The 21,557-nt window shown below is 55.7% G+C and carries 7 protein-coding genes; 6 read left to right on the top strand and 1 reads right to left on the bottom strand.

All coding sequences use genetic code 11. The features are described from left to right. The first annotated feature begins 391 nt into the window (after positions 1-391). The 6 genes from NHH03_RS26040 to NHH03_RS28465 all read left to right on the top strand — a co-directional run bounded on the left by NHH03_RS26040 (position 392) and on the right by NHH03_RS28465 (position 20,936). Positions 392-17,050 carry an RHS repeat-associated core domain-containing protein gene (locus NHH03_RS26040; RefSeq protein ID WP_253161279.1) on the top strand — a complete coding sequence of 5,553 codons (16,659 nt, stop codon included), beginning with the start codon at positions 392-394 and terminating at the stop codon, positions 17,048-17,050. Between the two features lie 3 nt (positions 17,051-17,053). Continuing rightward, positions 17,054-17,518 carry a hypothetical protein gene (locus NHH03_RS26035; protein WP_253161278.1) on the top strand — a complete coding sequence of 155 codons (465 nt, stop codon included), beginning with the start codon at positions 17,054-17,056 and terminating at the stop codon, positions 17,516-17,518. A 410-nt stretch (positions 17,519-17,928) separates the two neighbouring features. Further along, a complete protein-coding gene (locus tag NHH03_RS26030) occupies positions 17,929-18,666 on the top strand; it encodes an RNA ligase family protein (protein ID WP_253161277.1) in 738 nt (245 codons plus the stop codon). Next, entirely contained in the window at positions 18,663-19,799 is a 1,137-nt protein-coding gene (locus NHH03_RS26025) for an AAA family ATPase (RefSeq protein WP_253161276.1), read from the top strand. The genes NHH03_RS26030 and NHH03_RS26025 overlap by 4 nt, the downstream gene beginning before the upstream one ends. 9 nt (positions 19,800-19,808) lie before the next feature. Next, on the top strand, positions 19,809-20,147 hold the full coding sequence (locus tag NHH03_RS26020; protein WP_253161275.1) for a hypothetical protein: 339 nt from the start codon (positions 19,809-19,811) through the stop codon (positions 20,145-20,147). A gap of 258 nt (positions 20,148-20,405) precedes the next feature. Next, entirely contained in the window at positions 20,406-20,936 is a 531-nt protein-coding gene (locus tag NHH03_RS28465) for a transposase (protein WP_390895635.1), read from the top strand. Here the strand turns inward: NHH03_RS28465 and NHH03_RS26015 are convergent. Next, positions 20,848-21,489 carry a hypothetical protein gene (locus NHH03_RS26015; protein WP_253161274.1) on the bottom strand — a complete coding sequence of 214 codons (642 nt, stop codon included), beginning with the start codon at positions 21,487-21,489 and terminating at the stop codon, positions 20,848-20,850. The genes NHH03_RS28465 and NHH03_RS26015 overlap by 89 nt on opposite strands. Positions 21,490-21,557 lie beyond the last annotated feature (68 nt).

The raw sequence follows: 21,557 nt of genomic DNA, 5'->3' as shown, positions 1-21,557 counted from the left end.
CAAAGAGCGTGAGCGAGGGATCCCGCTAACACCCTCAATCCCTCGATCACGCGTCGGGTCTGGCTTCAAAGCCCACGCGTCGCGCTTGTGAGAAAGTTGTTAGACCAGCGTTTCACCGCTGGACCGTCCTAATCGACGAGTCGACTCTGGAACTGCGCAACTCTCTGTCGACGACACCAACCTTCCCATTCGATTTCTTGGGGGCATCTTTTCAGGGGGTGGTTGACCTGGCCATTCGGAGGCCGTAGCTTTTGTACGACGCGTTCTGCGTGAGGCTCGCTTAACGGAACGTCGGCCTTGTTGCCAATGTCCCTCGTCCTATGACTGGGCGAATCAGCCAGCCTTTTGAATTCAAGTGTAAGAAACATTTCGATTTCATGGCGGGGCTACGATGGCACCTTTCTCGTCCGGCGCTGGTTACTTTTCTCGGCCAACCAAGTCTCGTGCGGCAAAACGTCGACGTGGCCAAAAACGTCGTCTTTCGTTGATGCAACAATTGGAAGACCGCCGCCTGTTGGCGGTGCTTTCGGATCCGACACATGTTTTGCCGACGGTCGAAAATCCGGTTGCCATCGGCGTCGGGACCTTCGGTGGCGATGCCGCGCCTGATGCGATTCTGCTCGGCTCCGGCGGTGATTTGACCGTGGCTCACCGCAGCCCCGATGACAACCGCTGGGAAACGATTCAAACAATCGACACCTTGCTCGGCCCGCAACAAACCATGGTCGCCCAGCGGTTGAACGCAGACCCGCAAACCGATTTGGTGCTGCAGTCTGCTGAAGCGATCAGTGTCTTGCACAATGATTTGCAAGGTGGATTCAGCGTCGTGCAAACCTTGTCGGCGCCAGATTCGAGCGAATTTTCAGTGGGCGGATTCACATCGACCGGGCAAAACACAATGCTGGTTGATTTCATCGACACGGATCTTTCCCGCGATTTGGTCGTCGTTGCATCGGCCAGCGACGCTGTGCTGGTCTATCCCGGGCTTGCCGGGGGAACGTTTGCGTCGCCGCAGACCTATTTCACCGGCGTCGCTTCGCCCACAACAGCGATCGCCGCCGATGTCATTGGTGATGGGTTACCCGATCTTGTGGTCGGGCATGCGGATGGATCGATTGTGTTCTTCGAAGGTGTCATCGGTAGCGGTTCACTGCTTCGCCGCGACGATTTGACGACGGTCGAAAATGCATCGATCGTCGGCTTCGGCAAGGCCGACTTCGACAGCGACGGCAACACAGACCTGGCGGTGACAACGGCTACGGAGTCGTTTCTGCTGTTCAGTTCCGATGATCCCCGCGATGCCTCGGTGATCGTCAACGGAGACTTTTCAGCGGGGCTGAGCGGTTGGCAGACGGAGGTCGTCGGTACTGCAGCGGACGCGGCGCCGGGACGAATCAATGCACTCGGCGGCGCGGCGCAGTTCACCGAAAATGAATCCTTCCTGACCTCGCTGCAACAAACGATTGTTATCCCTGAGGGCGCAACATCGCTCTCATTTGACTTCGTCGCATTGGCTCTGGATCCCGTTGCCGGGGGTGTGCCGGATGCATTTGAAGTCTCGCTGCTTGATGCTGATCAAAAGTCTGTTGTGCCGACGCACATTGCACATTCAACCGCTTTTTTTAACCATTCCTCTGGCAGCGCCGCATCGGTCGCCGACGGGGTCACCGTCAGTGGATCAACCGTGACGCTGGATGTCACCGGATTGATCGCCGGCCAGAATGCGAAATTGGTGTTTGATCTGATTGGGAATCCTCCCGGCAACCGTTCGATCGCAACGATCGACAACGTCGCGATCTCGCCCGATCTCATTTTTTCAGATGAACTTAATCGGATCACGTTGCCCGGAAATCTGAGTGCGGCCGTCGACATGGCCATCGGCGATGTCGACGGAAATGGTGCACCGGACATTGTCTTGGTGGATGCTGGAACCGACGCTCTGACAATTTATAACGCAGACGGACACCGCAATTTTGTTTCTCAGTCCATTTCATTGTCAGGGTTTGGATCGGCAGTCTCTGCGATTGCGACGGCTCCGCTTACAACTGGTGATTCGGTCGACGACATCATTGTCACGCTAGCCGATTCCAATCTGGCACTGTCACCGATCCGCACCGGTGTGACCGATCCGATCGTCAGCTTGGCCGCCCTGGAGAACTTGGTTACCGATGAAGGCCGCTCGGTCACGGTCAGCACGACCTTTGAAGACCCTGGCCAAGTCGGAAACTATTCCGCCACGATCGACTGGGGAGATGGCGTTTCCAATGAGATGACGATTACTGCCGAAGCCGATGGATTCAGCGGGTTGATTGCGGCGGATCACATCTATGCGGACAACAACCGCTACGACATCACCGTCACAATGATCGACGGCAATGGCACCTCGGTCAGCACGCGCTCGGTCGCGACGGTTGCCAATACGCCACCGGTTCTTTCTGAGCTTGCCCAGATCACGGCGGTCACCAATCGTCTGACTCGATTCGACGGTCTCGCGCTGGTCACTGATGCCGGATTTACAACGGGATCCACCGAAGAAACGTTGACCGCCACGATCGACTGGGGCGACGGAAGCCCTGTCACAACGATTGATGATCTGGACGAATCGATCGCCGGACCGGAGGGGCCAACGACGGCCACAATTGGTGCGTCGCATCTGTACGCAAGCCAAGGTGTCTTCGACGTCACTGTGACCGTGGCGGATGATGACGGCGGTGTGGTTGACGGCACGCTGCAAATCACTGTCGAAGATGAAGAAGCAGTCCGTGGTGCTTGTTTGCCGGTGATTGACTTTGAAAATGGAATCACAGGCGCGCCGCTGGCCACCGGTGAAATCATTGACGATCAATGGGCGCTATGGGGCGTTCACATCACAACCCATGATCCGATCCGTCATCCGGCGATGATCTTCGATTCCGCATTGCCCACCGGTGGTGATTCGGATCTTGGTTCACCCCATATCGACTTTGGCGGCAGCGGTGTCGGCAGCGGCGGCCGGGCAGGCAAAGCCGGTGAAAACTCGCAGTCGCATGGTCGTGTTTTGATCATCAGCGAAGACTCCGACTCCTCCGATCCAGACGACAATGCTTCCGGCGGCAGGTTGATCTTTCGTTTTGACCATCCGGTGCAGCTCGATGAAATCTCGTTGCTGGACATCGATGCGCGTGAAAACACGGTTGTTCGACTGTTTGATGCGGCTGGCGACCTGATCGATTCCGTCCCCGCGATCAGCGGCGGTGACAACGCTTTTGAAACAATGACACTCGACGCCGCCAACGTCAGCCGTATGGAAGTTGATTTCGCTGGCAGCGGCGCGGTGACCGATCTGGTTTTTTGCCGCGATTTGCCCCGCGTTCAGATTCTGGGTGATTCGAACGTGGCCGAAGGAAACATCTACACCGCCACCTTGTCGTCTCCCCATACGGATCCAACTTCGTGGACATTGGGGCTGCACTCCCCTGCCGGCATGCTCGCCACACAAACGCTCGACGGCGACTCGCTGGAGTTTGCCAGCGTGCTGCCCGATGGCGATCTGGAGTATCGAATCAGCGGATGGGCAACCGACGGTGTCAATGTGTATCCAGCCGAGGATTTGCTTGTCACCGCAATCAACGTCGACCCCGTGCTGAGCATCGCTGGCGAAGCGACTGTCGAATCTCAGACAACCTATTCGCTTGATCTTGTTAGTGTTGATCCTGGCGCAGACACGATCACCCATTGGCAAATCGACTGGGGCGACGGATTGGTCGAGACGGTCTCCGGTGATTCGGATCACGCCACTCATCGTTATTCCGCTATCGGTCAACACACGATCCAGGCGACGGCCTTTGACGAAGACAACTCGGCGGGCTATCTGTCGAACCTGCTGGATGTGAGTGTGACCCAAAGCAGCAGCGCCTGGCTGCCCAATGTGGACTTCAATGTCGACGGATTCGGGATTCCGATGCCCGCCGGAACAATCCTTTCCGACCAATTCGCCTCGATCGGTTTCACCGTCTCCAGCGCCGATGCGTCCCGGCCCGCGATGATTTTCGATTCGTCCGCACCCACCGGTGGCGATTCCGATCTGGGATCACCCGCCAGACGATACGGCGGACCGGGCGTTGGCAGCGGTGGGGCAAGTAATTCCGTCAGTCACGAAAACGTATTGATCATTAGCGAAGACGGGGATACATCGGATCCGGATGACAACGCCCGCGGTGGAACGTTGGTGTTTGATTTTGAACAGCCGGTCATGATCGACGAACTGGGGATGTTGGACGTGCAATCGGGCGACAATCACGTTGATCTGTTCGATCACTCCGGAACGTTGATCGCTTCCACCTCCATCGCCAACTCCGGCAACAACGGATACTCCCGAGTCGTCCTCGATGCGGTCGGGGTTTCACGCATGGAGGTTCATCTAGCCGGCAGCGGTGCGATCACGGACATCGAATTTTGTCGCGATGCAGGCTTCATCGCACCGGTGTCGACGCGTTTTTTCGTGACCGATGCTTCCGATCGAGTGGAACGTTACGACACCGTTGGGAGTTCGCTTTCTGGATTTGATGTTACGCGATCGATCAATGCGCGTGGCGTCACCACCAATCAAGATGGCAATCCGATCTGGGTGATCAGTGAAGAAGGCTCGCGTGAGCGCGTCTATGTGTACGACAGTGATGGCGAAACGTTGTTGGGTGATTGGACCGCCCGCGGGCTGAGTGCACCGGAGGGCATCGCAACCGATGGTACAGACATTTGGATCGTTGACGACGGGACCAACACCGTCAAACGATACGCCGGTGCCGCCGGTCGTCTATCGGGGGCGCAGTCGGCGAAATCGGGGTTCCGGTTGGCGTATGGCAACCGACATCCTCGCGGCATCACCACTGATGGTCAGACGTTATGGGTGGTGGATGGCGTCAGCCACAAAGTATTTGCCTACGAAATGGATGGTGCTTTTCTCAATTGGTGGAACATCGATCCGGACAACACGTCGCCGACAGGGATCACCATTAATCCCGCTGGGGGCGATGGTGTTTGGATTGTCGACGACGCGTCAGACAGCGTGTACCACTATGCCAACGCAACGTTACCCTACCAAGGCGATCAACGGGCCAGCGGCCTGTTTCCGCTGGCCGCTGGAAACACTTCACCGACCGGGATTGCGGACCCCGCGACGATCATCCATGTCGGTGACGCTGTCTCGGGGACACTCACTGAAGCAGGTCAAGTTGATGAGTATGAATTCACCAAGAGCTTCAGGCCGGTGTTCTTGCAAGTCGACGATGTCAGCGGCGGTCAAATTCGCTTGAACTATGACTCAAGCTCGGGTGATCCGGCCACCGCGCTATTTGGCCCAGGTCAGGTCACAGAGCTCACTTACTTTGGACCGGGAACATTCAGCTTCTCGGTGTCCGTCGGCAGTGGCACGCCCACCTACGACGTCTCGCTGCTTGAACCTCCACCGCCGTCGTTCGCTTCGATCAACCAAGGAGACACCGTCACCGATTCCATTGATGCTGCATACGCAACGGATCTTTGGAGCTTTATCGGCGCCGCAGGGCAAGCCATTTCGATCGATGTGGCGGTGGACATTCCCGGTCTTGTTCTGGAAATCGTTGACACCAGTGCCAGCGGCGGTTTGAACCATTCGCCGCTCTTCTCCGGACCGTTCTCCGACACCGGTTCGATCGCCCTGCCATCCACTGGCGGCTACGAGGTCTCGATCTTTTCTCCCACCGCCTGGACGGGTGCCTACGAGTTCACTGTCAACGCCGCGCCGCTGCCGTCGATCACGCTCGGTACGGCGGTCACCGGACAAATCCAAGCCAGTGGCGCGGTCGACGCCTACACGCTTTCGGGTATCGCCGGGCAATCACTGAACTTTGATGTCGTCACCGCCGGCCCGTTCACGTTCAGCCTGTTCGGTCCATCGGGTCAAACGATCTTTTCGGATCTGATGGCCGATTATTCGGGTGTCCCCATCGACCAGAACGAAGTCACATTGCCCACGACCGGCGACTACACGGTGACGGTCGACAGCGACGACGGAGAGGGTTTTTCAACCGGCCCCTACGAATTCATCGTCACCGATCAACTCATCGCGTCAACCACGATCAACCTGGGTGATCGTGTGAGGTCGGACCTAGCCTCTGAAAATGAAATAGATCGGTACGTGTTTACCATCGCGCCCGATCAAGCGATCGAATTGGACTTCACCGAAATCACGGGAGGTCCACTGGAGACAATGATTACCGACACATCGGGGGTGATCGTCAACCATGCCGTTTCCGCTCTCGCCGACGATCACGATTTCGGACCGCAGATCACGGTGCCCGGGACGTACACGTTGCAATTGAGCGGTTCGGGATCAAGCACGGCGTACGATTTCACCCTGCTAGAGGCGATCTATACAACAACGCAGTTGGTTGATGGGGACACGGTCGCCGGCGAAATTGCGAGTGCGGCGGAGTTGGATGTTTATTCGTTCGTTGCCGGAGTGGGCGATCGAATCAACGTCGATTTCTCATCTGTCTCTGCCGAACTGACAAGCGAATTGGTCGCACCGGATGGTTCGGTGATTCGTCGGGAAACGAGTGATCGGCCGTTTGAACATCGGGTTTTTGATTTGGAGACGACCCAGTCGGGGACCTATACGTTCCAGATCTCCGCTGGCGGCGGCCAGACTCCGTCTTACAGTTTCCAGTACACCCGTGCCGCTCTGCAACCACCTGTCACGATTGAATTGGGGCAATCGATCGAGGAAACGTTTGATGTTCATCGCTCGGTGAATCAGTACACCTTCGAAGCGAATTCTGGCGATGCGTTTTTCGTCAACTACAACGATTTGACCGGCGGCACGATCGCAACCCGCGTGCTTGATCCAGATGGGCAAGAACTCTTCTCTCGAGTTTCCAGCACGACTGATTCCCACGACTCGGGACGCATCCTCGCGCCGAAAGACGGGACCTATACGATTCGAGTTGGCGCCGTTGACGAGGATTTGGCCAGTTACCAGTTCCGTCTTGATGTTGCTCCGGAAACCAAGCAATCGATTGAACTCGGCGCGTTGTATTTTGGCGAAATCATTTCCCCTGGTTCCATCAATACCTATGACTTTACGGCTGAATCAGGCGACTCGCTGTATCTGGATCTTGTTTCGCTCTCGGACCAAGTCGGGATTCGAGAGGATTTCAACGATCTGCAAGCGACTCTCATTGGCCCCAGCGGCGAGGTGGTTCAGGAGACTGACTTCAGGGCGGAGGTTCGACCGACTGGGGTTGCTACCAACCTGACCGAGTCCGGACTGTATCGATTAGTCATCGCAGGCAGTGGTGATGACCTGCTGCAATACGAGTTTCAACTCAACGATGTGACTCCGGCGCCAGCTGTCGCGATCGAACTAGGACAGCTGGTCAGTGATTCGATTGATGTCGCTGGCGAAACGCTATCTTACTTGTTTCCCGCAGTCGTCGGCGCAGAGCTGACGTTGGATGTTTTGCTGAATGAAATCTACCTCGCCGTTCCCTCATTTGAGTTTTCGATTATCGGCCCGTCTGGCAACGTGGAAGTGGAACGGGTTGAGGAGCACACCACGTTTACAGTCATGGAGACAGGGCAATATCAAATCCGTGTCGACAATCGTGAAACATCTCCCTCGGATCTCAACGGCGACTTTAGTTTTCGCCTGCTTTCTGATCCGGCGACCGCCATCCCATCGCCAGCCGACCTGATCGTCAGTGCCGTGACGGTCGATCCGATCTCGGTGGGAAATCCAGCAGCAGTCCAGGTGAACTGGACGGTGACTAATATTGGTACAGCCACTGCACAAAGCTGGAATGCGAATCCATGGTTCGATCGCGTCATCGTTTCCAACGACAATGATTCGCCTGATGTTCGCCAGCGAGTGTTTGCCGAGGTGCCGCACAGCGCTCCGTTGGCGGCGGGCGAGTCCTACACCGCAACGGCGACCATTGCATTGCCGCCGGACATCGAAGGCGCCTTTTGGGCGTTTGTCGAAACCAATGCAACCAATCGAGTCTACGAAGGCCAGAACTCCAACAACAACACCCGGCGCGCCGATTCGTTGACCGCGATTTTTCCGGCTCAGCGAGTTGATTCAGCTGGGCCAGCTATCGAAGTTTCCCCGCCAGACGGCAGCGTCTATCCGACCGGCACGGAACTCACGCTCAGCGGCAAGGCTGGTCGTAGCAATCAGTCGATCAACGCTGTCTTTGTCGTCGATGTTTCGCGAAGCACACGTGATGTCACGGGATTGGATGTCAACGGAGACGGGGTCGGCGATGCGGGGGACGATTTGAATGGCGACAGTAGCATCGGTGACATCTTGGATGCAGAAATCGGTGCCGCCATCCGGTTGACCGAACACCTGCAATTGCGATCGGACGATATCCGAGTCTCAACAGTGTTGTTCGCCGGTTCAAGTACGATCATGGACGCCGGTCCAGAACGATTCAACCAGTTTTTCGCCGACCCCGCAGCCGACACAACCTACTTTGGCGAATTAGCGAACTTTCAGACCGCACTGCGGAATTTGACCGACGACGAAACACGTGTCTTCCGCCCCGATACTGTGACAAACGGGACTTCGTTCACGCCTCCGATTTTAAACGTCAACGAACTACTCGCCGCGGCTCAGCCAGCCGACCGAACACTCGTTTATTTCCTGACCGACGGGCAGGCGTTTGACCCGGATCCGATCCCGCTCGCTGGAGTCGCCGATCAAGGCATCGAGTTCTATGCGTTTCAGTTGGGTGGTGAATCGGTGACCGCAGAGTTGGACGACTTGGCAAATTCGATTGATGCCGATCCGTCGTCGTCCGGACGAGCGATTGCGGTCAGCAGCATCGATCAACTGAGCAACCATTTGCTTTCTACCATCGATGTTCAGTCGGTCACGGTCAACGGGATTCCTGTCACAGCGATCGATCCGGCCGGGAATTTTTTCACGCCGGTTTCACTGGCCGCGGGCGCCAATCCGTTCACCGTTGTGGCAACAACGACGGTCGGCACTTCCAGCGAAACGAACCTCACGCTGTTTGGTGAAGATGCCGCACCGGTGCTGGAGCTTGATTCACTGGAACCGGCGGTACCTGGACTGCAAGCCCGTTACAGTGGCACCACGTTCAATCGCACGTCCAACCAGCTGCACACGACATTGGCGGTTGACAATCAATCGATGGAGTCGGTGTCGGCGCCATTGGTTGCGACATTCACCGATCTAGACCCCGCGTCAATCAAGGTTCTGGACGCCGATGGCGATACCACTGCCGGTGCGCCGTACGTTGTCCTCGATAGTGAAATGGATCCGTTACTCCTGGCGGGAGCGGTTGGTGGCGCGACGGCATTGACGTTTTCCAACCCGAACCGTTCGCGGTTCTCCATGCAGGTACAGTTCGAGACCACGGGCAATTCCGCACCCGTTTTCACCGGTGTTCCCGTGTTGGCCGCTGAAGTTGGGCAGCTGTATTCCTACAACGTCGGACACTTTGATCACGAAGCGGATGTGATCACGACGCGGTTGATTGAAGGCCCACCGGAAATGTCGCTTTCCGAAAACCAGTTGACTTGGATGCCGGCCGCGGTCGATGTGGGACATCATCGTGTTGTCGTCGAAATCAGCGACAGTCGCGGCGGAAACGCGACTCAGGAATTCACATTGCTCGTACCATCGGGTCTGCCAAACCATCCACCGCTGATCCTGAGTACGCCACAGCGCGTCGCGACGATCAACCAGCCGTTTGTCTACGACATTCTGGCGGTCGATCCCGAACGGTCCTCGGTCACGCTGTCGATTGAGTCGCCATCTCCGGCGGGCGCCAGCGTTTCGGGAACACGGTTGACTTGGACGCCAGAATCAAGCCAGATCGGTCAGCACTCGATCACGATCCTGGCCACTGATACGGACGGTTTGATCGCGCGGCAATCATTTGATCTTGAAGTGCGGGCGGTGAACTCGGCTCCGACATTCACCACCACTCCCGTGACGGAAGTGTTGGCCGGTGAACCGTATTTTTATCCGGCGGTTGCAGTGGACTCCGACGACCAAGTGGCGTATTCGGTCGATGGGCCGACGGGCATCACGGTCGATGCACGGACTGGGCGAGTCGATTGGCCAAGAGCGTTCGTGGTGTCAGGTAGCTATCCGATCACCCTAACGGCAACTGACGAGCGAGGTCTGGCGTCCGAGCAAGACTACACATTGACGGTGTCCAGCGACAATCAACCACCGCTGGTGGACATCGCTTCCACAACCAATCTGCTGAATCTGGGCGAAACCGCGCGGATCACTGTTTTCGCTCGGGACAACGTTGAACTGGCCGGCGTCAGCCTTTCGATCGATGGCATCGACGTGCCGATCGATTCCGAATCGGGCTTCGACTATGTCGCCGAGAATCCCGGGATTAAAGAGGTTGTGTTCACGGCCATCGATGCGGCCGGAAACGTTGCCACGATCGAGTTGGACCCGTTCCTGCGTGTGATCGATCCCAGCGACACCACCGCGCCGATCATCGAAATCACTAGTCCACTGCCGGGCGATGTGGTGACCTATCTGACTGACATCGTCGGCACGGTGACCGACGACAACCTGGAATACTACGAAGTCCAGGTGGCGCTTTCGGGCACTAACGAATACAGACCCGTTTCGCGCAACACGTTCCGGCCCGATCCGGGTGGCATTGGCGTCGTTAGTGACGTACTGGGTGTCTTTGATCCAACCCTGCTGGCAAACGACTTCTATGACATCCGAATCGTTGCTCAAGACACCAACGGCAACATTTCAAAACGAACCACGTCTCTATCCGTCGAAGGCGCCGCCAAACTCGGCAATTTTAGAATCGAGCTGACCGATGCCACGATTCCTGTCGCGGGGATTCCAATTCAAATCAATCGCATCTATGACACACTCGATGCGCCCTACGACGGTGACTTTGGTTACGGATGGCGACTTGACGTCGCTAGTCCACGAATCCGGGAATCGGTTCCCGTCAGTGAATCGGAAGCGGCGGGCGCAGGAATCTTTGGCGCCAATCCGTTCAAGATCGGCACGCGCGTCTACATGAATTTGCCGGATGGACGACGAGTCGGATTCACGTTCGACCCGATCCCCGAACCGCAATTGTTGGAAACACTTTGGCGACCACGGTTTGTGCCGGATCCAGGTGTCTTTCACCGGTTGGAAGTGGACAAGGTTTCTCTCCAACAAAATGCGGACGGAACATTCGGGCTGTATTTGCTCGGATTCCCTTACAACCCAGACACCTACACGTTGGTCACCAACGACCAACTGCGATACACCTACAACCAGTTTGCTGAGATCGAACTGCAGTCGATCGAAGACCGAAACAACGTTGTGTTGACTTTCGACCAGTCCGGGATCCACTCCTCGGCCGGTCCCGGAATCACCTGGGATCGAAATGAGTTCGGCCGTATCACCCAGATCATCGACACCGCAGGAAACCCGCTGACCTACACCTATTCGCCCTCCGGCGAATTAGTCGGCGTCACCAATCAGGTCGGGGACACCCTGTCGATGACTTACCTGAGTGACCCTGCCCATTACCTCGAGACGATAACCGACCCGCGAGGCATCACGGTTGCCACGAACCAGTTCGATGAAGAGGGCAGGCTGACGGGTGAGACTGATGGGCGAGGAAACACAGCGCCACGACAATACGATGTCGCTGGGAATCTCGAAATCCTGGGTGATCGCCTCGGAAATGAGACGGTGTTGATTTTCGACGACCGCGGAAACACATTGCAGATGACCGACCCGCTCGGCAACCGCACTTTGATGGAGTACGACGCCCACGACAATTTGATTTCGTACACCGATCGCGAAGGATATGAAACAACGGTTACCTATGACGATCGCGGAAACGTTTTGTCGGTCACTGACGCAATGGGTGGCGTCAAGACAATTCAGTACGACGATCGAAACGGGATCACACAGGTCACCGATCCGCTCGGTCGGGTCACGCAGTTTACATTTGACGCCAATGGAAACCTGGCGTCCACGATCAATGCGGGCGGCGACGTCACGTCGGTCACCCGTGATACGCTGGGGCGACAACTCAGCTTTACCGACCAATTCGGGTTGGTCACTCAATTTGAATACGACACCGCGACACTTGTCGCCAACCGTGTGATCTGGCCGGACGGCACGTCGCGGCAGTATGACGTTAACGCGATGGGAATGATCACACAGACGACCGACGAGCGGGGCAATGTCAATCGGTTTGTGTCTGACGAGGCGGGGCGACGGACCGAGATGATCGATGCCGAGGGTGGTTCGATTCGCATCGGATACACCGACGGTTTATTGACCAGCATGACCAATCAAGCCGATTTCGTAACGGGCTATCGTTACGATGCTAACGGTCAAGTCATCGCGCACATCGATGCCAGCGGCAACACGATGCAGTACATCCGTGATGCTGAAGGGCGCGTCGTGGAAACGCTCGATCCAGAGGGCCGCCGAGTCTTTACGACCTACGATGCCATCGGCAACGTCACCGAGCAGACGATCAACCCGACGTACAATTACAAGTACAACCCTCGCGGTCAGGTCGTTCAAGAAATCAGTGCGACCGGAGCCGTGACGCAATACACCTACGACGCGCTGGGACGTGTCGAAACTGTCACGTCACCCGAAGGTCGAGCGCAGACCTATGTCTACGATGCCGTCGGAAACGTGGTCGAGTTGATTGACGGATTGGGAACAACAACCTTCGAATACGACTTCTTCGATCAGGTGACGGAAATCGTTGACCCGCTCGGTATTTCCCAACGCTGGACTTATGACCAAGTCGGTAACGTGACTAGCTTTACCGACGGGCAAGACAACACATGGGCGTTCGGAATCAATCCTGCCAAACGCAGCGCCGTTCCGACATCCAGTCTTGTTCCCATGGTTCAATTCTCCGGTGGACGAAATGATCAACTGGTCGATGTGACCGATCCGCTTGGCAATACAACGACATTTGACTACGACGCGGCCGGTAATCTAATCAGCGAAGTCGATGCCCTGGGGCGAGTGTACCGGTTTGAATATGACACGCGCAACCAGCTGACAAAGGTCATCGATCCGACCGACCATTTTACTTCCTTCGACTATGACGCCGTCGGCAACCAAATTCGATTCACCGACAAACATGGAAATGCAACGGAATATGCCTATGACCCGACGGGCAACTTAAGTCAGGTCACGGACGCTCTCGGTCAAGTCTCGTCCTATTCCTTTGACGGCAACGGCAATTTGACCGCGTTGGTCGATCAAGCCGGCAGCGCAACCACCTACACCTACGACAATCTCGATCGGTTGACCCAGGTTGAAAATGCGCTCGGTCATTCGATCCTGTACGAGTACGACGCCGACTCGAACTTGCTCCGCTACACCGATCAGCAGGGCAATCAATGGAAATTCGCCTATGATCTCGATCGGCTGATGACACAGGCCGAGATGCCCGACGGGGGCACCTATCGTTACACCTATGACGAGGTGGGCCTGCGGACCGAAGAGGCTGATCCGCTTGGACGAATCCGTCAGTACGAATACGACGCGGCATCGCGTTTGACAAAAGAAATCGACCCAGACGGATTCGAGATTCTCTACACCTATGACGACCGCCATCTGCTGACCTCGTTCACCGATGGCGCCGGCAACGTTCGCCGGTACGACTACGACAAAATCGGTCGACTGGTCCGCGATACCGATGCCTTAGACGCGTCGACGATCTACCAATACGACGCTGTCGACAATCTGACTGCGGTGCTCGATCGCCTTGGCCGACGGATTGAATACAGCTACGATAGTTTGGACCGGATGACCGAGGAACGCTGGGTCGGAAGTCCTGACAATCGCTCGATTGGATTCAGCTACGATGCGACCGGGAATCTGTTGACCGCTGGTGATGTCAATAGCCACTACCAGTATCAATATGATGCGCTCAACCGAGTCATTTCGGATGACAATCTCGGTACACCAAACGTGCCTCGGAATCACTTGACGTATGGTTTTGATTCACGCGGCAACCTGGAAACGATCCGCGATCAGTCAGGCACCCAAGTTCAGTTGGTGTTTGACTCGATCAATCGACCAGTCGAAATCAGCTGGGACGGCGGAGGCGTTTCGCCCGTGTTGGTCGAGATGGACTACAACGTTCGCGACGGGCTATCGCAGATTCGACGGTACACCAATGCCGGTACACCAATCCTGGTAGGGCTTTCGAACTACACCTTCGACACCAGCGGACGCATGACGCGCGTCGAACACCTTTGGGCGTCCGGCGATGAAATCAGCGCCGTCGACTACGGCTACAACTTGGCCAGCGAATTGATCTCGACGACCGACCGAGGTGTCTTTCGCCAATACGATCGCGATGGCCGTGGCCAAGTCACTGCGGTCGCTGATGCAAGCGGCATCCTGGAAGAATATGTCTTCGATGGAGCCGGCAATCGCACCTCCGACGATGACCAGGTTTCAACGGGAAATCGCCTCGAATCAGACGGGGATTATGACTACCAATACGATGCAGTGGGCAATCTGATCGGCAAGACCCGAATCACTGACGGTCAAGTGACCGAGTACACCTACGATTATCGAAACCGTTTGACTTCGGTGGTGGTGACGGCCGACGACGGCGTCGTTGAAACGCAAACCCATTTCGTTTACGACGTCTTCGATCGCAAGATCATCCGCGAAGTCGACGGCGTCGTCCAAACGACCGTCTACGATGGTTCCCGAGTCTGGGCGGACCATCAAGCCGACGGCACCGTGATTGCAAAGTATCTGTACGGCACCGAAGCCATTGATCATCTGATCGCCAGAGACAGACCCGGCGAAGGCACGGCGTGGTATTTGCAAGACCGGCTCTTTTCCGTTCGTGATGTGGTGGATTCGGCGGGCAACGTGCTCGATTCGATCGACTACGACAGTTTTGGGAATATCAGTTCGGAATCTGATCCGGCTGCAGGTGACCGATTCAAATTCACCGGACGCGAGTGGGAAGCGTCGATCGGTCTCTATGACTATCGCGCCCGTCACTACGATCCGACGACCGGGCGGTTCTCCAGCGAAGACAGTTGGGGAATTTCAGCCGGCGACACAAACTTTTATCGCTACGTTGGTAACAGCCCCACCGACTTCATCGACCCCAGTGGACACATCGCGGCATCGACGTACGCATCGGTCGTCAGCAGCGTCATCTTCAGCATCATTGACGTTGATTTCAGCTGCTTCACCGAGTCGACGACGGTCTTCAGCGTCGGCGCCGGAGTGCCCTTCACTGATATCTACCAAGAGTTTTACAGTCGCGGAATCGAGGGCGGTGGCATTCCCACGCCCGCTGCCGTGGACGTTCAGATCATGAGCTGCGCTCTGTTGGGAGTCGCCGCTTGGTCCAACGGAGTCTTCGCCGAGTTTTCAACCGTCCTCTCGCTACTCAGCCAATCGCAATCGGATCCACCACGCGGCTGTACGAACTACCACGACGTCCAGTCGTTGAACTTCATCACGGATTACTCCGTCACCGTCCGTGCATCGTGCGGCGGTGATGGCCCTCCCTATTATGTCGTCAACAACGACAATCGATTCCAGATCAACACCGGATTCGGCGGTTCTCCCCATTCCAACTGCTTCATCGCCGGGACGCATGTGTTGGTTGTCGATGACAATCTGTCTTCCAGCAAACTGTTTTCCAACGATTTGTCAGACAGCCATCTCGCTGTCTCGGATTGGACGCCGTTGATCGTCGGGCTGGTCGGATTGGCCACCACACTCGGCATTGCAAAATCGAGTCAGAAGCTTCGCAGCTTGACCGCGGCTCAAACGGCGACGGATGAATTTTGGAGTCAGTTCGAGCCGGAGTCACCTGAGATGGCGGAGCCTCTGGACGATGAACTGATCGAAGACACGTTGCGCAGGCGACCGATACAAACGGTTCAGCTGGCTGCTGAAATCAACGATGTCCAACGACTTCGGTCATCGGTTCACTCCCCGGCAGTCACATTGGATTCAGACGCAGATCTTCGTCGCAACACCACGACGTTTGGCCAGCTCGCTCGATGGGGACTCGCGGTGATCTTGATGATCGCTTGCACGCTGCCGTTGCTGAGTGTGCAACCGTCGATTCGGCTCGGGCCTGATTCGATCGCCGACATGACGTTCGAAACCTCGGTGGCGTCCAAGCCGATTGAATCGATCGTTCCGGGCGACACGGTGCTGGCATGGGACGAAGCATTCCAGCGGGAGATGCCGCGCACCGTCCTGCGAGTGTTCCGCAATTCCGCCGATCACATTCATCGAATCACCATCACCAGCAGTGATGGAAGGCGGCAAACGATCGGCACGACCTGCACGCACCCGTTCTGGGTGATTGGTAGCGGCTGGACCGATGCCAGCACGCTGCAGGTAGGGGATCAACTGCAAGAACCTGGCGGCCGTGTCAGTCAAGTCAGCGGTCATGAAACCGAGTTTTCCGAAGACGGAATTGCGACCTACAATTTCGAAGTCGAAGGCAGCCACACCTACTTCGCCGCCGCCAGCAGCCAAGCCGACGCCGTCCTCGTCCACAACACCAGCAAACGCCCCCGCAGAGTCGGCCGCCTCAAGCAACGAATCAGCTCCGGATTAAAAAGAACCCTCGGAAGACGAGCCAAAACCCCGCAGTGTGGTGTACCGAAGAAGTTAACGGCCAAGGAAGTCAAGAATGCTCGGCAACGGGGGGTGTATGCCGCGAAGGCTGCAGAACGCAAACTAATTCAAGATGGACACCCGGGTACTGCCAATCAAGGCGGTTTTACCTGGCCGGAACGAAAACAAATCGCTGAGACTGGCCAATATCCCAGCGATGTTCGCTGGCATCACATCAACGATGTCAAACGAAATCCAACGCTTGCTGACGTTCCAAACAACGTGGTACCATCTCGCGGTGGGGCTGCGGGGCATGTTAATAATTTTCATCAAAATGGCGGTACCCAGGGTGGTTCATCTGGGCAGATGCTCGATCGAGAAGGACTCAGTCAACAGCACTTAAATGGCGGAGGATGATAGATGGACATTTTGAGGTGGATCCGGCAGAAACTGCCTGGCGTTATTGAGGAACTCGAAGATCGATTGGAAATTACGCACGAAAGCGGAGAGCAATCAACGCTGTGGAAGAGAACGGGAAACAGTGGTTTTGACAGCTTGCAAGTACTAGGCACGATTTATACAGACTTTGATGGGCTAGATGTTTTTTCAAGTACGTTTAAATTTGCCTCCGCCGAGATGGCAAAATCTAAGAACGGTGTGGACATGACTTTTTCATTGGCACTATTAAAGCAAGAGGTTTCTCAGCTTGGCTGCGACTTTCCAAGTGCTTCAATTCCTTTTATGTACCAAGCTGGCATTGGCTATGGTGCCGTTGATGTTCAAACAGGGGTAATCTACGAATGTGATGTGGATAGTGGTGAACGTTCTGATGAATATAATTCCCTCGAAGAATTGATGGATGAATGGCTAGCAGCGATAAGTTGAGAGCAGGATTTTGTTAGAACGGTGACAGCATGGCAGGCTCTGTCACGGCGAAGTGATCGATCCTGGTGAAGTTCCGATCGTTTATGTCACCAATCGCACCGTCCGCCACCGTTTCTTGTTCGCCGGCAAACTCCTCAGATGGGAATGCCTCTCGCTCGCCTCTAGGCTCTGTCCCCAGCCTGTTTCCACTCGGCGCTGGCGAACACAAATTCGATCATTCAAACGAGCTGGGCAGGCGGCAGCGTTTTTTAGAACAGTTTTAGATGCGAAGTTCAGGAAGTTACAGAACGATCATGAACGTGCACTGAAAACTTGAACTGCATCGCACCTATTCGAGCTGAACGAAGCGAACCTCTAGCCGAACATGTGTGTCTCGTGCCCACTAGAATATGTTTTTTTGGAGAATTTTGATGGGCGTTTCGCGAGGCGACTTTGTGAAATATCCGCGGACGCCACATTTGTTTGGCTCTCGCGGGACGAGCGATGACAAGCATCTTGGGGAACGTGCATCAGTCTCGTTTCTGGCGGATGACTCGTTGATTGTCGAGGAGAAAATTGACGGGACGAACGTCGGGATTCACTTTGCCGGCGGTGAGTTGATGCTGCAATGTCGAGGGCATCTGATTAGCGAAGGCATGCATTCGCAGTACGATCTGTTCAAGCAGTGGACGAGGGTAAAGCGGAACGTGTTGGAGGAACGGCTCGGTGAGCGGTTCATCCTATACGGCGAGTGGATGTACGCGAAGCATTCGATCCACTACCGCGAGCTGCCGCATTACTTCTTCGAGTTCGATATTTATGACAAGGATGCCGAGTCGTTTCTGACGCTGGAGCGGCGGATCGAGTTGCTCGGTGGGACCGAGATCGAAACGGTTCCGATCGTGCATCGCGGGGCGATGAAGCGGTCCGATTTGGAGGAGTTAATTCAGGCGTCTGCGTTCGGTGCCGAGTTCGACAATCCGCTGACCGGACGGCAAGATGATTTGGCAGAGGGCCTGTATCTACGCACCGAGAACGGGACGCATGTGACTGGGCGGGCCAAGTTTGTACGGCCGGAGTTTGTTGAGAAGATCAAGCAAAGCACGCACTGGCAACAGAAAGTGATGGTGCCGAATGAGTTGGTCGACGGGGTGGATTTTTGGAAATGAATTGGTGCGAATTATCACGAGCGAGCCATGACGCGATCTTCGCGTGGGCGGAAGCGGAGCCTTGGGCGCGAGCGATGGCGGCTTGCGAACAGGACTCGCAGTGGCACGCCGAGGGCGATGTTTGGACTCATACCAAAATGGTTTGCGATCAGCTGACGCAGCTTGAAGATTGGGATTCGCTTGACGATGGTGACCGGCGTGCGTTATTGCTGACCGCGTTGTTTCACGATGCGGCCAAGCCACATACAACGGTCTTGGATCCAGAGACCGGTCACGTGCGTTCGCCCAATCACGCTGTGAAGGGTGAGCATTTGGTTCGCGGAGTGCTGCGCGAATTGGAATGCCCGCTCGGCGAACGTGAACGGGTTTGTTCGCTAGTTCGCTACCATGGTCGGCCGGCGTTTGTGGTCGAACGAGAGGATACGTCCCGGGAAGTGGTTCGTTTGTCTTGGTTGAGTGAGAACCGATTGCTGTATTTGTTCGCGATGGCTGACACTCGCGGTCGGGATACCGATTCGATGAGCCGTCCCGAAGACAATTTGCATTACTACAAGCTGATTGCCGAGGAGAATAGTTGCTTCGACGCTCGCTATCCCTTCGCGACCGACCACGCCCGACTCGAATACTTCCGTCAAGCCGAACCCAACCTGCACTACGTCCCGCACGAGGAGTTTTCTTGCACAGTCACGATGATGTGCGGTCTACCTGGAAGCGGCAAAGACACGTGGCTGGCCATGCATCGACCGGACCTGCCCGTCGTTTCGCTCGACGACATCCGAACGGAAATGAAAGTCGATCCGAATGACGACCAGGGCCGAGTGATCCAAACCGCCACCGAGCGATGCCGGCAACACCTTCGTGCGGGAACGTCGTTTGCATTTAACGCCACGAACATCCTGCGTCAAACCCGATCACGTTGGACGGGATTGTTCGCCGACTACAAAGCACAAACCGAACTGATCTACGTCGAACCGCCTATGCGAGTGCTGCTGGAACAGAACCGCGACCGGGCCAAATCCGTCCCCGAAAGCGTAGTTCACAAACTGGCTGCGAAGGTGGAACCGCCGACGTGGTTGGAAGGTCATCGTATAATGGCCGTCAGCGACAGTGGTCAACCGCCCATTTCAGAATGATCGCATCAAATGAATGTCACAGGGTTGGAATGCGTCGAAGCGTCAATTGATCAGGAAGGCTACCTGATGAAATTGATCGCCAACGAAACGGCGGCCCATTTCTTTCCGTACACGACGGAGCATCGCGACATCCGAATTTCAGGACTGAATTACGAAGACGATTCGGCTGGTAACGCACTGGCGGCGATGATCAAACCTAGAGTGATCGAGTTTCGGCATCACCGAGCATTTTCGGACCAGCGTGTGCGAGAGATCGCTGTTCGCATCATCGCTCATCCGGTCGGCGAGTTCGCTTCGTCGTTTTCGATCCGTTACCAGGGAAGGACCCTGGTCCCGAGCTCAACTTGATGGACCAAGCATCGTCAGGATGTCGTCGATAGAATGACCGGGGACAGGCCTCGAACAAGTGGCGGGTGACGTGCGTTGCGAGGGGAGCGTCTCATCCTCGCCCCTGGGCTCTGTCCCCAGCCAGCTTCCTCGTCACGTTTTTTTCGCACAGGCAGCCGACCGCAAACGCACTCGCCGAGCCCGCCGCCGCCTGCTGAGCAAGTCAACCAGCGGTCGCTAAGTGGTTCTGGTGTACGGCTACAGATCAACTGGTACCGGATGGGGCGCAAATCACTGGTACTGTTTGGGCGCAAGATGACAGCTGTCGATACCTTGGGTCTGTTGCTGGTCGTCGTGGTGCACGCAGCTGATCTGCAAGACTACGAAGGAGCACACTTCGTGCTTCACCGAATCAAGGACAGATTCCGACGGTTGAAGGTGGTCTTCGCCGACAGCGCGTATGGCAAGTGCGGTTTACCGGATTGGGTTCAATCGACGTGTCGCGTACTGCTTCAAACTGTGTTGCGTCCCGTGAATGTAAAAGGCTTTGTCGTGTTGCCAAAACGCTGGATCGCCGAACGAACGTTTGCGTGGATGAACCGCCATCGGAGACTTTCAAAAGACTACGAGCGTCTGGCAGAAACGTCCGAAACGGCAATTTACATCGCTATGATTGACTCGCCGCCTCGCACGCAAGAAAACGGCTTTTTAATACACGTTCTCAAATCGAACGCGTCTTCTTTTCAGCTCTGTCCAGTTCGAAGTCGCGTTCTCGCCAGGATTTACCGTCATTATTCGGCCATACCTTGACGCAGTGAAAGCCTTTCAGGTTATTGTTCGAGATAGTCTCGAAAACTTGTTGTGTCACATAGATGCTACTTAAGTCATCCGGGATACGGAAAAACGAATATCCACTATAGTCAATATCGTTGAACTCATACTTCTCAATCGTTGCAGGTATGCCGCAGTCCATGGGCTGCTCCGATTTGCCTAGCCACTGCAGAACTGAACGACCTCGGTTCAATACATCCGCTTTAGTCAATACGTTGAATGCAAAGAAACCTTTTCCATCGCCGGATAATGGGAGTATCTCGCCGCTGGCTTGTAGCATTCCGTGAAGTACATCGGTCGCTCGACTGCTGAAGGCAGGTACCATGCAAGCAACGCAGGGGAAATCATTTAGTGAACTGACGCTTCCTATCACCTCTGGACAGTCCCATGTATCGCCTAGCTTTGGTACTATCCAATCACGCTTTAGTCTTGGAACTTCCTGGGGGGCGAACCGGTCTTGGATCTCTTTGTCACGGAACACGAAGCCTTCGTATTCCGTGATTTCCATAATTTTAAAAAGCTTATAAATCATCTATTTTAGGTATGATGGGTGCAGGAATGTTTTCTTTCGTCCCTTCAAAGCGGCGGCGACTGCATCTG

The organism is Stieleria tagensis, assembly GCF_024129865.1.
Taxonomy (GTDB): domain Bacteria; phylum Planctomycetota; class Planctomycetia; order Pirellulales; family Pirellulaceae; genus Stieleria; species Stieleria tagensis.
Note: the sequence above shows the minus strand (reverse complement) of the source record. Positions and strands in the feature narration are given on the sequence as shown.